The following is a 12,602-nucleotide window of genomic DNA, read 5'->3' as shown; positions in this document are numbered from 1 at the left end:
CCGTCGACCGGAACGAGACCGGAACAATTCGCAATGCAAACGGGTTGCCGTCGGGGTGATGCCGAAGCTTTCCGTACTCGACCTGTCCCCCATCGCCGAGGGTTCCACCGTCGGCCAGGCCCTCCGCAACACGCTCGAGCTGGCTCGACGCGCCGAGGAACTCGGCTACCACCGGTTCTGGCTCGCCGAACACCACTCCATGCCCGGCATCGCCAGTTCGGCACCCGCGGTGATGATCGGCCAGGTCGCGGCAGTAACCGATTCCATTCGCGTCGGCTCCGGCGGCGTGATGCTGCCCAACCACGCACCGCTGGTGGTGGCCGAGCAGTTCGGCACGCTCGACGCCCTGTACCCGGAGCGGATCGACCTCGGCATCGGCCGCGCACCCGGCACCGACCAGGTGACCGCGCACGCGCTGCGCCGCCAAACCGACGCGCTGGGCGCCGACGAGTTCCCGCAGCAGCTCGCGCACCTGCGCGCGTTCTTCGACGACGACTTCCCCGCCGACCACCCGTACGCGGCGATCACCGCCGTCCCGGGGCTGGGCGCGAAGGTCGCGGTGTGGCTGCTCGGCTCGAGCACGTACAGCGCGCAGGTCGCCGGGATCCTCGGTCTGCCGTTCGCGCTCGCCCGGCACTTCTCCCCCGCCCAGACGATGCCGGCACTGCGCGTGTACCGGGAATCGTTCCGGCCGTCGGAGGTACTCGACGAGCCGTACGCGATGCTGACGGTCACGGTGATGGCCGCCGACGACGACGAGCGCGCCCGCTACCTCGCCGCCCCGATGAAGCTGTCGATGGCGCGGTTGCGGGCGGGCGATCCCGGCCGGTTCCCGAGCCCGGAGGAGGCTGCCGCGAACCCGCTGACGCCGGAGCAGGAACGGCTGATCGCGGCGTAGTCGCGTCCGCAGCAGCCTCGAGCCGATCGGTCCGGAAAGTCCCGGCCGGTGGAATCGGCGATGTGATCCAGGCCACGTCGACGGATACTCGCAGTGCTCGACCCGCCTTGCGCCGTTGCCGGCGCCCACCGGGTCGCGGACAGTTCCACGAAAGATGCTGTCGCACAGGATACGAACGACGAGGAGATCGATACATGATCGACAAGACCAAGTACGGGCCGTGGGCCGTCATCGCGGGCGGCTCGGAGGGCGTCGGCGAGGAGTTCGCCGTCCAACTCGCGGAGGCCGGTCTGAACCTGGTGCTGCTGGCGCGCAAGCCGGAGCCGCTCGAGGCGACCGCGGAGAAGGCCCGAGCCAAGGGCGTCGAGGTCCGGACGCTGTCCGTGGATCTGACCGCGGCGGACATGCTCGACCAGATCCGCAGTGTCACCGACGATCTCGAGGTGGGACTGCTGGTCTACAACGTCGGCGCCAACACCTACGGCCACGAGTTCGTCACCGGCGACCTCGACCGCTTCCAGCAGGTCATCGATCTCAACATCACCGGCCAGCTCGAGCTCGTCCAGCACTTCGGCGCACCGATGAAGGACCGCCGGCGCGGCGGTCTCCTGCTGGTCGGTTCGATGGCGGGATTCCTCGGCTCCGCCCAGATCAGCATCTACGCAGGTGTGAAGTCGTTCTGCCGCACCTTCGCCGAGGGCCTGTGGCTCGAGATGCGCGAGTACGACGTCGACGTCCTCGAGATGGTCCTCGGTGTCACCCGGACCCCCGCGATGGCCCGCGCCGGGCTGAACATGGACATCCCCGGCCTGAACGTCTCCGAGCCCGCGGACGTGGCGGCGCAGGCTCTCGCAAACCTGTCGAACGGCCCGGTGGTGGTCGCGAAGGGCAACGAGGGCGCGGTGGAGAAGCGCAGTGGTGGCAACCGGGCCGAACTGCTGCTCGCCGCCCAGGCCGCATCGAAGGCGATGCTGCCGCCGGAATCCAAGTAACACAACGCGATCCGGGGTCGACTTCGTGGGCAACCCCGGATCGGCGCTCGGTCAGCGGGCCGTCAGGCGTTCCGACAGCTCCCACAGCGCGGCCGCGGTGACCGGGTCGGCGGCATGGGCCGACGCCCGGCCGATGCCGCAGTCGGCGAGGTACGCCCCGCCCGCGCCGTCCAGGTCGGCGGACGTCGCGGCCCACACCGAGGTGGCCGCCGCGGCCGGGATCGATTTGAGATTCGCGAGCAGGCCGGGCTTTCCGGCACTCATCCGCTTCATCTCCGCGAAGTCGTCGCGGGACATGTACCGCGACAGACCCGTCGCGCACACCCCCGGGTGCAYCGCGAACGCCTGGATACCACTGTCTGCGTAGCGATGCTGGAGTTCGACGGTCATGAGGACGTTGGCGGCCTTGGACTGTGCGTACGCGACGAACTTGTCGTAGGGACGCTCCACGAAGTTCGGGTCCCCCAGATCGACGGCGTGGGCCCGGTGCGCGTCGGACGACACCGTCACCACCCGGGCGGGTGTCCCCGAGCGTCGAGCCCCGTCCTGCAAGTGTGGCAACAACAGGGTGGTCAGCAGGAAGTGGCCCAGGTGATTGGTGCCGAACTGCAGCTCGAACCCGTCGGCGGTGCGCCCGAACGGCGTGTACATCACCCCGGCGTTGTTGAGCAGCAGATCCAGGGGCTTCCCGATCTCGTCGATGCGCCGGGCCGCCGCTCGGACAGTGCGCACGTCGGCCAGATCGACGGCGACGGCATGCAGTTCGGCGTCCGGGATCTCGTCTCGGATCCGATCGGCGACGGCTGCCGCCGCGGTACCGTCGCGGGCCGCCAGGATCACTGCTGCACCGGAAGCCGCCAGCGCACGGGCGGTCTCCGTGCCGAGCCCGCTGGTCGCACCGGTCACCACCGCGGTTCGCCCGCGCAGGTCGATCCCGGCGAGGACCTCGTCGGTCGTGGTGTCGGGCCCGAAACCGTTCATTCCCAAGGCAGTTCCTTCCAGTCGGTCGACACGCGCGCGGACCAGTCCGGGTCGCGCCGGTCGAGAAATGCGCGCACACCCTCGGACGCGTCGGCGCTGCCCATCACGCGGTGGTGGAGCTCGGTCTCGAACTCGGCCACCCGTTCCGGGGAGAATCCGTACCGCGCGGTGTCCCACAGCAGTCGCTTCGACAGCGCCGCCGACATCGGTGCGACGTTGGTGGCGATGTCCCGCGCCAGCGCCAGAGCCGCGGGGAGCACCTCGTCGGCGGGCAGGGATCGGCTCGCGATTCCCAGCCGCACCGCCTCCGGGCCGTCGAAGGTGCGCCCGGTCAGTAGGATCTCGGCGGCCGCGGCCATCCCGGCCGCACGCGGAACGGTCCAGTGCGACATCGCATCCGGGACCACCCCCCGCCGCACCTGCGGGATCGCGTACTTGGCGTCGTCGGCCACGATGCGGATGTCGGCCTGCATCGCGAGGGTGAGGCCGATACCGATGGCGTGGCCGTTCACCGCGGCGATCACCGGTTTGCGGAGGTCGAAGGCCGGCGGGTTCACCGGCGACGCGGAGAACCCGTCGTGGGTGGGTGCGGCGAAGGTGTCCGTGCCGGCGGTGAGGTCGGCCCCGGCACAGAACGCCGGCGGGGTTCCGGTGAGCACCAGGACTCGGACGTCGTCGTCGGCGTCCAGGGCGCGGTAGAGATCGCCGAGCGTGCGTCCCATGGCCCCGGTGAACGCGTTGCGCTGCTGCGGCCGGTCGAGCGTGAGAACCGCCACGCCGTCGACGATCTCGACCAGGACGTCGCTCACGACGTCAGCGCCTTGACCGCCGCGACGAGGTCGGCGATGTGCCGGTCGTCGACGTCGTACCCGGGGAAGTAGCAGCACACCCGGTCGCTGTGGTCACCGAAGCGCGCGACGATCTCGGCCGCGCATTCCTCCGGGGTACCGTGCACCGCGAGGGTCGCGAGCATCTTGTCGTCGATCAGGTCGCGCATCGCGGCGAACTCTCCCCGCTTGGACAGCACGTTCAGCTCGGGCTGCAGGTCCGCCCAGCCCTCCACCTCGAGCACCGGCCGGTACGCAGGCGTGGAACCGTAGAACGCCAGGAGTCCGCGCACCCCGAGCGAGGCCGCGGCGAGTTCGTCCGGGGTGCGCCCGACGCCCACGATGATCTGCGGATAGATCGCGAGGTCCGCGCGGGTGCGGCCGCCGCGGGCGAGCCCCTCCTCGACAGCGGGTAGGGTCCGTTCCCGAAAGTGCCGGACGCTGTTGAACGGCATCACGAGCAGGCCGTCGGCCACCTCTGCGGCGGTGCGGGTCATGATCGGGCCCAGGGCACCGAGACAGACCGGCGGTGGGCCGTACGGGTTGGGCCCGGGATCGAAGGTGGGCGGCATCAACGTGTGCGTCGTGAACTCGCCCTCGAAGCGCAGGCGCGAATTCCCTTCCCACGCATCGAAGATCGCCTTGATCGCGAGTACCGTCTCGCGCATCCGAGCGGCTGGGCGAGACCACTGCGAGCCGTACCGCTTCTCGATGTGGGGGCGAATCTGGGAGCCGAGACCGAGCCGGAACCGTCCTCGGCTCAGCAGCTGCAGATCGTAGGCGGTGTTCGCCAGGTGCATCGGACTGCGCGGCAACGCGATCGCGACGTTCGTCATCAGGTCGGCCTCCACCACCGACGCGGCGGCGACCAGCGGCACGAAGACGTCGTGCGCGCCCTCGAACGTGAACAGACCGTCGACCCCGAGGTCGACCAGTTCCCGCGCTCGCTGGGCGGCATGTTCGGGCCGCCCGTCCAGTTGCACGTCGATCTTCACGAGTGACTCGCTTTCGTCTCGGACGCGGCCGCGGCCCCGCGGCACGCGAGTGTGTACAGGGCGTCGGTGAGGGACTCCACGAACGCCTCGGCGTCCGCGTAGCCCTGGGTGAGGCCGCGGATCGACGTCGCGCCGGTGAGGATCTCGAAGAGGATCGACGCATCGACCGGTCCGGGGACTTCACCGGTCTGGGCGGCCCGGTCGAGTCGCGCGACGAACGCATCGCGGACCGGTGCCTGCCGGGCGAGCAGACGGCTGCGGTCCGCGTCCGCCTGCATGTCGGACAGCAACCCCGGGACTCCGGCCCGCGCGGCAGGACTGGCCGCACGCACCAGGAACGCCCGCGCCCAGGTCGCCAGGTCCGCACGCAGATCCCCGGTGTCCGCGGGCAGGTCGTACCGGCCGGGGCCGTGCACGGCCTCCTCGATCAGCGCCTCCCGGGTGGGCCAGCGCCGATAGATCGCGGGCGCACTGACCTGCGCCCGGCGCACGATCGCGGCAATGGTCGTCTGCTGGTAGCCGACGTCCGCGAGCAGACGACGGGCAGCGACCAGCACCGCGTGATCCTTGCCGGGGTCCCGCGGTCGACCCACCCGCTGCGTACGCTCACTCATTACGTTTCATGCTAGGACGTTATGTAGCTGTTTCGCGGCGAAATCGCGGAACTGGTGCGGACAGCGTGCCCGAGTCGGTACCGGCCCGCGATGGCACCCCGCCACCGGGGATAATTCCCACGTGACTGCAACACTGCGCATCTCCGGCCTATCCGCATCTCGGGGCGAGCRCACCCTCTTCACCGACCTCGATCTCACCGTCGCGCCCGGCGACGTGATCGGACTCGTCGGCGCAAACGGAGCCGGCAAGTCGACGCTGTTGACCACACTCGCCGGGGTCGGGAGCGCCGACGTCGAGGGAACCGTCACGCTCAGCCCGCCGGACGCCACGGTCGGATACCTCGCACAGGAACCGGATCGGATCGCCGGTGAGACGGTGCTCGAATTCCTGGGGCGCCGGACGGGCGTCACCGCCGCCGAGTCCACGATGAACGCCGCCGCCGAGTCGCTCGCGGACGGCGGTGAGGACCTCTACTCCCCCGCCCTCGACCGCTGGCTCGCCCTCGGCGGTGCCGACCTCGCCGAGCGCGCCGAGAAGGTGCTCTCCGACCTCGGCCTCGACGTCACCGGCGACGCCCACATGACGGACCTGTCGGGCGGCCAGGCCGCCCGCGCCGGGCTGGCGTCGCTGCTGCTGTCCCGCTACGACGTGCTGCTGCTCGACGAGCCCACCAACGACCTGGACCTGCCCGGCCTCGAGCAGCTGGAACAGTTCGTCGCCGAAACCCGGACCGCGCTGGTGGTGGTGAGCCACGATCGAGAGTTCCTGGCGCGCACCGTGACCGGCATCGTCGAACTGGATCTCGCGCAGCAGCAGATCGCGGTGTACGACGGCGGCTACGAGGCCTATCTGGTGGAACGGGAGGTGGCTCGCCGTCACGCCCGCGAGGCGTTCGACGAGTACGCCGGCAACCTCTCCGCGCTCGAGGATCGCGCGCAGATGCAGCGCAACTGGCTCGAGCACGGTGTCCGCAACGCCCGCCGCAAGGCCAAGGGCGGCGACTCCGACAAGATGGGACGCAAGGCCCGCGCGGAATCCACCGAGAAGCAGGCCGCCAAGGCCCGTCAGACCCAGCGCCGGATCGAACGACTCGACGTGGTGGAGGAGCCCCGCAAGGAGTGGGAACTACGGATGGAGATCGCCGCCGCGCCGCGTAGCGGTGCGGTGGTGGCAACGATGAGTGGCGCCGTGGTCCGACGCGACGGCTTCACGTTCGGCCCGGTCACTGCGCAGGTCGACTGGGGTGACCGCATCCTCATCACCGGCCCCAACGGATCCGGCAAGTCGACGCTGCTGAGCGTCCTCCTCGGCAAGCTCGCCCCGGACGAGGGCACGGCAACCCTGGGATCGGGTGTCGCGGTCGGCGAGATCGACCAGGCACGTGGACTTTTCGAGGGCGACGAGGTGCTGTCCGACGCGTTCGGTGCGCAGGTCCCGGACTGGCCCGAGGCCGAGGTCCGCACCCTGCTCGCCAAGTTCGGCCTCAAGGGGCACCACGTGCGGCGGCCCGCGTCGTCGCTGTCGCCGGGCGAACGTACCCGTGCGGCCCTCGCGCTGCTACAGGCTCGGGGCGTGAACCTCCTGGTCCTCGACGAACCCACCAATCACCTCGACCTGCCGGCGATCGAACAGCTCGAGCAGGCGATGGAATCCTTCACCGGCACACTGCTGTTGGTCACCCACGACCGGCGGATGCTGGAGTCGACGCGCAGCACCCGACGGTGGCGGATGGACGGCGGCCGACTCAGCGAGAGCTGAGCCGGCCACCGACTGGGCGTCAGCCCAGCAGAACCTGCCCCAGGTACTCGCCCTCACGGCATCCCGGAAGGATCGCGAACACCGCGGACCCGATCGGCGTCGACCACTGGTTGAACATGTCCAACTCGGCGAGGCGCTGTTGCACCGGCAGGTACTGGGCGTCGACGTCGGCCTGGTAGGCCACGAAGATCAGCCCCGAGTCGGAGACTCCGACACCATCCGGCGCCTCGTCGTAGTTGTACGCCCGGCGGTGGAACCGCTCCCGCGGGTCGACGGGACGGGCCCGAGCGATGTGCGAGAACTCGGAGATGATCGTGAGCCCGCCAGGTCCGGTGGCCTCGAAATCGGGTGTGTCGTGCTCGGATTCACCGGTGAGCGGCGAGCCGTCGGACATCCGTCGGCCCATCACCACGTCACGGCCGGGACCGTCGAGTTCGTCCCACCCGTCGAGGTCGAGGTGGATGCGCCGGATCACCACCGACGTCCCGCCGGCCAGCCACGGCTGCTCCGCACCGTCGTTCCACACCACCTGCGCGAAGTCGTCGCTGCCGGCCTGCGGGTTGACGGTGCCGTCCACCTGCCCCATCAGATTCCGCATCGTGGTGCCGTCCGGTTCGCTGCCGCGGGCGCGGCGGAACCCGCGCTGCACCCAGCGCACGGTCGCGGTGTTGCGGGCAGCCTTGAGCAGCACCCGCAGCGTGTGGGCGACGGTGACCGGATCGTCCGAGCCCACCTGCAGCAGGATGTCGCCGTCGTTCCACCGCTCCTCGAGTCGGTCGATCTCGTACGGCGGCAACGGCTTGCACCACGACGGCCGCCGATCCTCGAGTCCCGCGGCCAGGAACGCGCCCGGGCCGAATCCGACGGTGACGGTGAGCCGGGCCGGTGCCGTCGCGAGGCCGGGCTCGGTGTCGGCGAGTGCGCCGCGCCCCGCGGTGAGCCGGGCCGCGTCGTCGGTCCACACCCGCATCATCCTGACCAGCGCGGCCCGGTCGGTGCCGGGACGCAGGTCGAGTCCGACGAACGTGGTGTGCGCCTGCGGCGTCGTCTCGATGCCCGCCTGGTGTTCCCCGTGGAACGGGACCACCGGCGAGACGGCTTCGGCCCTGGCGGGGCGGGCGACAACGGCGCCCGCCCCGAGGCCGAGGCCGACGCCGCCGACAGCGACGGCACCGGCCCCGAGCAGCCGACGGCGGCTGATATCAGCCACCGTGGTTCATCCCCTGGGTTTCCGCGGGCGCCGCACCGTGGTCGCCACCGCTGTACTCCTCGCGGGCGCCGGTGAAGTCACGGACCTGCGCCGTGAACTGGGCGGTGGCACCGTCGGCGAACTCGAACGTGAACGGGACGTCGGTGCCGGCCTGGACCGGTGCGGGCAGGTCGAACAGCATGATGTGGTCGGCTCCCGGCTTGAGCTCGTACGTGCTGTGTGCCGCCACCGTCACGCCGCCGTCCTTCTCGCGCATCTTCATCGCGCCGGTGCCGTCGGGCGCCATCTCGTGCAGTTCGACGCGCGGCGATGCCGTCGTGGTGACCTTGGTGAGGTTGACCGCGTTGTCGGAGTTGTTGACGATGGTGCCGAACAGTGCGGTCATGCCCGTGTCGGCCGCCTTGACCCACGAGTCCTGCAACGCGATCGCCGCGGTGTCGGTACCGCTCGACTTCGAGTCGTCCGAGTCGCTGCTGCAGCCGGTGAGAACGAGGCCGGCGGCGACCGCCACGCCGATCGCGAGGGTGCGGGCGCGGGTGAATGCCTTCATGAATCTGTGCCTTTCGTGTGCGGGCGCGCGGCAGCCGTCAGGCGCGCGGGCGCGGCCCGCAGGGTGTGGGGGGACACGCGTCGATGGCGCGAGACGGCCGTGACGCGGTGAAGTGAGGTGAGGCGATCAGCAGAAGACGGGTGGTCCGCGGCGCGCGATGGGACCGACGCGCACCACCGACAGGGGCGGGCGGATGTCGGTGACGACATGCGGAGACGCCGGCTCGAGCCGGACCGGCAGGGCGGCGAGTATCCGCGGCACGATGCGGCGCAGCGCGGCGTAGGCGCGGGGGCCGATGCGTTCGGCACCCGCGATGAGGGCCGCACACAGCACGACAGCGACGGAGTGCGCGAGCAGCATCGGCACCGTCAGGTGTGAACCCGCGTGAGCCCCGGCGTGCGCGTCGCCCAGCGACAACGCCGTATGGGAGAGCACCTGACCGGTGGCCAGGACGGGCACGAGCCACATCCGCCGGACGGCGAGGGCGGGCACCGCAACCACACACGCGGCCAGCACCGTGGCGACACCGGCGAGCAGCAACAGGGTCACGCCGTGCGGGGCGCCGCCACCGGCGATTCCGTGCGCACCGATCGCCAGCGCGATTCCGGACCCGGCGACGGCGACGCCACGCACTTGACGTGCGAGCTCCTCACCTGGGCCGATACGCATGCCCCGAGGTTACTACAGGTCGTCGTATCGGCCTGCCCCGGTGCACCACGGACTGTTCGCTCGATTTGACAGGTTGTTGGGTTTTCCCAACAATCTGTTGCATGAGTCCGGTGCGACGTGGGGCCAACCTCCCCATCCACAACCGCATCGCCGTGCTGCGCGCCGAGCGCAAGATCAGTCGGGCTCGACTCGCCGAACTGATCGAGGTGAACCCTCAGACCGTCGGCGCGCTCGAGCGGGGCGACCACTACCCCAGCCTCGACCTGGCGTTGCGAATCTGCGCGGTGTTCGAGCTTCCGGTGGAGGCCGTGTTCTCGCGAACGGAGTTCGGACCCCTCAGCGCCGAGCTGTACCGAAACGATCGAGCCCGAGAAGGAGAGAGCCATGCCTGACGCCGGCATGCTCGAACGGTACGAGGACTTCCGCACGCGACGATTTCTGCGTCGCGAAGCCCAGACCGCGAGCTGGCTGCCGCGCTGGCGCACCCGGACGCGCCGTCGAGCCCTCGTTGTGGCGCTGGCCGTCGTCTTCACCGGGATGTTCGTGACCGCGGTCGGCTCCTATTTCTCGGACACGATCGTCCTCGGCTGGGTCGCCCTCCTCGTTCTGTTCCTTCCGATCTGGACAACCCTGCAGATCGTGTCCAGCCGGCAGTCCGATGCGCCCCGGTTCGCGTTGGACGAGCGTGAGATCGCCGAACGAAACAGCGCCCGGTCGATCGGACTGACCGTGCTCCAGTGGCTCATGTTGCTGCCGATCTTTGCGCTGACCTGGGGTGCGGGCTTCGACGGGATCGACCATCGCGCTCTCGCCTACTCCGGCGGCGGCACCGTTCTCTCCGCACTGCTACTCGGCGGGTGCCTGCCCGCAATGATCCTCGCCTGGACCATCCCCGACCCCGATCCCGACGACCATCTGGAGCCCGAATGACCGGACAGACCCTCACCTTCGACGGGATCTCGAAACGCTACGGCGACCTCGTAGCCCTCGAGAGCCTCAGCTTCGAGGTCCGCCCAGGCGAGATCTTCGGGTTCGTCGGCAGCAACGGCGCCGGCAAGACCACCACGATGCGGATCGCGCTCGGAGTCCTCGCGGCCGACAGCGGCGAGGTCCGCCTCGGCGGCAAGCCCGTCGATCTCGAGGTGCGGCGCTCGATCGGCTACATGCCCGAGGAACGTGGCCTCTATCCGAAGATGAAGGTGGGCCGCCAGCTCGCGTACTTCGCGGAGCTGCACGGGTTGTCCCGCGCCGACGCCGCCGATTCGGTGCGCCGGTGGACCGAGCGCCTCGGCATCGCCGAGCGCGTGAACGACACCGTCGACTCGCTGAGCCTGGGCAACCAGCAGCGCGTGCAGCTCGCGGCCGCGCTCGTCCACGACCCCGCGGTGCTGATCCTCGACGAGCCGTTCTCCGGGCTGGACCCGGTCGCCGTCGACGTCATGAGCAACGTCCTGATCGAGAAGGCGAAAACCGGTGTCCCGGTGATCTTCTCGAGCCACCAGCTGGACCTCGTGCAGCGCCTGTGCGACCGGGTCGGGATCGTCGCCAAGGGTCGGATGAGCACGATCGGAACCGTCGACGAACTGCGCGGCCGGGGCGATGTCCGACTCGAGGTCCACGCCCCCGCGGCGCCGCCCGGATGGGCCGAGCATCTCTTCGGCGTCACCACCGTGAGCCATACCGAGGGGCGGACCCTGCTCTCCCTCGGCGCGGGCGCCGACGACCAGGCCGTCCTCGACGCCGCTCTGAAGACCGGACCGGTGCACGAGTTCACCGTCCGCAAGCCGTCCCTGACCGACCTGTTCCGAGAGGTGGTGTCCGCATGAGCGGCACTCGAGAGCGGGGAGGGATCAGCCCGGCCCGCGCGATCGCGCTGGTCGCCCGCCGTGAATTCCTGACGCAGGTGTCGAAGAAGAGCTTCGTCATCAGCAACGCGATCATCCTCATCGCCATCGTCGGCGGCATCCTCGCCGTGTCGCTCTTCTCGGGAGGCGACGACGACGACCGCGCGAAGGTCGGACTCGTGGGCGACCAGTCGCTGAGCACGGCCCTGGTCGCGACCGGGGACGCAGCCGGTAACCCGGTCGAGGTGACCGAGATCGCCGACGAGCAGACCGCCCGCAGCCAGGTGGAGAGCGGCGACCTCGACGTCGCACTGATTCCCGGCGCCGACAACGGCGTCACCGCGATCACCGAGTCCGAGATCGAGTCGTCGCTGCGGGTCGTGCTCGACGCCGCCGTCGCGACGCAGGCCCAGTCGGCAGCGCTGGCCGCCCAGGGCGTGGACGCTACACAGCTCGCCGCGGCCACCGAGGGCGCCGTCGTCACGGTGGAAGCGATCGATCCGCCGGACCCCGAGCGCGGACAGCGCATCGCGCTCTCGACCGCCGTCGTCTTCCTGCTCTACATGCAGATCCTGGTGTTCGGCATGTACGTCGCAATGGGCGTGGTCGAGGAGAAGTCGTCCCGCGTCGTCGAGTTGCTGCTGTCCACGCTGCGTCCGCTGCAGCTGTTGTGGGGCAAGGTGATCGGCATCGGTGCGGTCGGGCTCGCGCAGCTGACGGCGTACGGCGTCGCGGGTGTCGGCACGGGCGTCGCGACCGGAGCACTGACGCTGGGCGGCACCGCGTGGGGCACACTGGCCGGCACCCTCGGCTGGTTCGTGCTCGGGTTCGCGTTCTTCGCGGTGCTCTACGCCGCGACCGGATCGATGGTCTCGCGTCAGGAGGACGTCAATTCCACGGCGATGCCGCTGACCATCCTCGTGATGGCGATGTTCTTCTCCGCGTTCACCGCCGTGCAGGATCCGGACGGCACGCTGTCGAACGTGCTCAGCTGGATTCCGCCGTTCTCCGCGATCCTGATGCCGCTGCGCATCGCCGCGGGCGTCGCGTCTCCCGCGCAGATCGCCGGCACGATCGCGCTGATGCTCGTCGTCACCGTGGCGATGTCGGCCCTCGCCGCCCGCATCTATCAGCGGTCGATCCTGCGGATGGGCAAGACGGTCTCGTGGCGTGAGGCCCTCGCCCGGTAACTAGTCTGGAGCCGTGACGGCCGCCGCCGCTCCTCGAGCGGCGGCGGCCGCTTCGTAACGAAGTGGAGGAAGA

14 protein-coding genes are annotated in these 12,602 nt (G+C 70.1%); 7 read left to right on the top strand and 7 right to left on the bottom strand.

Annotation, left to right across the window (positions count from 1 at the left end; all coding sequences use genetic code 11):
• Positions 1-58: 58 nt before the first annotated feature.
• The gene (locus AB4Z09_RS08770) at positions 59-898 is read left to right on the top strand and encodes an LLM class flavin-dependent oxidoreductase (RefSeq protein ID WP_174908563.1); all 840 of its coding nucleotides are present in this window, start codon (positions 59-61) and stop codon (positions 896-898) included.
• 194 nt (positions 899-1,092) lie between these two features.
• A complete protein-coding gene (locus AB4Z09_RS08765; RefSeq protein WP_442239560.1) occupies positions 1,093-1,890 on the top strand; it encodes an SDR family NAD(P)-dependent oxidoreductase in 798 nt (265 codons plus the stop codon).
• A 51-nt stretch (positions 1,891-1,941) separates the two neighbouring features.
• On the opposite strand, the gene AB4Z09_RS08760 is transcribed toward AB4Z09_RS08765, so the two are convergent.
• The 4 genes from AB4Z09_RS08760 to AB4Z09_RS08745 are packed head-to-tail and all read right to left on the bottom strand — an operon-like array spanning position 1,942 to position 5,307.
• The gene (locus AB4Z09_RS08760) at positions 1,942-2,871 is read right to left on the bottom strand and encodes an SDR family NAD(P)-dependent oxidoreductase (protein WP_442239559.1); all 930 of its coding nucleotides are present in this window, start codon (positions 2,869-2,871) and stop codon (positions 1,942-1,944) included.
• Positions 2,868-3,680: an enoyl-CoA hydratase/isomerase family protein gene (locus AB4Z09_RS08755; RefSeq protein ID WP_442239558.1), complete on the bottom strand. Its 813-nt coding sequence runs from the start codon at positions 3,678-3,680 to the stop codon at positions 2,868-2,870. The genes AB4Z09_RS08760 and AB4Z09_RS08755 overlap by 4 nt, the downstream gene beginning before the upstream one ends.
• Complete coding sequence (locus AB4Z09_RS08750) at positions 3,677-4,693, bottom strand: TIGR03617 family F420-dependent LLM class oxidoreductase (protein WP_429517807.1); 1,017 nt, start codon at positions 4,691-4,693, stop codon at positions 3,677-3,679. Before AB4Z09_RS08750 ends, AB4Z09_RS08755 begins: the two co-directional genes overlap by 4 nt.
• On the bottom strand, positions 4,690-5,307 hold the full coding sequence (locus tag AB4Z09_RS08745) for a TetR/AcrR family transcriptional regulator (RefSeq protein ID WP_442239557.1): 618 nt from the start codon (positions 5,305-5,307) through the stop codon (positions 4,690-4,692). Before AB4Z09_RS08745 ends, AB4Z09_RS08750 begins: the two co-directional genes overlap by 4 nt.
• 121 nt (positions 5,308-5,428) lie before the next feature.
• Here AB4Z09_RS08745 and AB4Z09_RS08740 point away from each other — a divergent pair, with 121 nt between their 5' ends.
• On the top strand, positions 5,429-7,066 hold the full coding sequence (locus tag AB4Z09_RS08740; RefSeq protein WP_442239556.1) for an ABC-F family ATP-binding cassette domain-containing protein: 1,638 nt from the start codon (positions 5,429-5,431) through the stop codon (positions 7,064-7,066).
• Between the two features lie 19 nt (positions 7,067-7,085).
• On the opposite strand, the gene AB4Z09_RS08735 is transcribed toward AB4Z09_RS08740, so the two are convergent.
• The 3 genes from AB4Z09_RS08735 to AB4Z09_RS08725 all read right to left on the bottom strand — a co-directional run bounded on the left by AB4Z09_RS08735 (position 7,086) and on the right by AB4Z09_RS08725 (position 9,495).
• On the bottom strand, positions 7,086-8,276 hold the full coding sequence (locus AB4Z09_RS08735; protein ID WP_174908552.1) for a Dyp-type peroxidase: 1,191 nt from the start codon (positions 8,274-8,276) through the stop codon (positions 7,086-7,088).
• Positions 8,269-8,826, bottom strand: coding sequence for a copper chaperone PCu(A)C (locus AB4Z09_RS08730; protein ID WP_174908550.1), 558 nt, complete (start codon positions 8,824-8,826; stop codon positions 8,269-8,271). The genes AB4Z09_RS08735 and AB4Z09_RS08730 overlap by 8 nt, the downstream gene beginning before the upstream one ends.
• Before the next feature lie 126 nt (positions 8,827-8,952).
• Positions 8,953-9,495 carry a hypothetical protein gene (locus AB4Z09_RS08725; RefSeq protein ID WP_174908548.1) on the bottom strand — a complete coding sequence of 181 codons (543 nt, stop codon included), beginning with the start codon at positions 9,493-9,495 and terminating at the stop codon, positions 8,953-8,955.
• A 101-nt stretch (positions 9,496-9,596) separates the two neighbouring features.
• Here AB4Z09_RS08725 and AB4Z09_RS08720 point away from each other — a divergent pair, with 101 nt between their 5' ends.
• The 4 genes from AB4Z09_RS08720 to AB4Z09_RS08705 are packed head-to-tail and all read left to right on the top strand — an operon-like array spanning position 9,597 to position 12,529.
• A complete protein-coding gene (locus AB4Z09_RS08720) occupies positions 9,597-9,887 on the top strand; it encodes a helix-turn-helix transcriptional regulator (RefSeq protein ID WP_114722957.1) in 291 nt (96 codons plus the stop codon).
• Positions 9,880-10,425 (top strand): hypothetical protein, encoded by a 546-nt coding sequence (locus tag AB4Z09_RS08715; protein WP_174908546.1) that lies wholly within the window; start codon positions 9,880-9,882, stop codon positions 10,423-10,425. The genes AB4Z09_RS08720 and AB4Z09_RS08715 overlap by 8 nt, the downstream gene beginning before the upstream one ends.
• Positions 10,422-11,321, top strand: a complete 900-nt coding sequence (locus tag AB4Z09_RS08710; protein ID WP_442239555.1) for an ABC transporter ATP-binding protein — start codon at positions 10,422-10,424, stop codon at positions 11,319-11,321. The genes AB4Z09_RS08715 and AB4Z09_RS08710 overlap by 4 nt, the downstream gene beginning before the upstream one ends.
• Entirely contained in the window at positions 11,318-12,529 is a 1,212-nt protein-coding gene (locus AB4Z09_RS08705) for an ABC transporter permease (protein WP_442239554.1), read from the top strand. Before AB4Z09_RS08710 ends, AB4Z09_RS08705 begins: the two co-directional genes overlap by 4 nt.
• The last annotated feature ends 73 nt before the right edge of the window (positions 12,530-12,602 follow it).

The sequence above is a fragment of the Rhodococcus sp. TAF43 genome (genome assembly GCF_052113525.1).
GTDB lineage: Bacteria > Actinomycetota > Actinomycetes > Mycobacteriales > Mycobacteriaceae > Prescottella.
The sequence above is the reverse complement of the archived record's forward strand: the minus strand, read 5'-3'. Positions and strand labels throughout refer to the sequence as shown.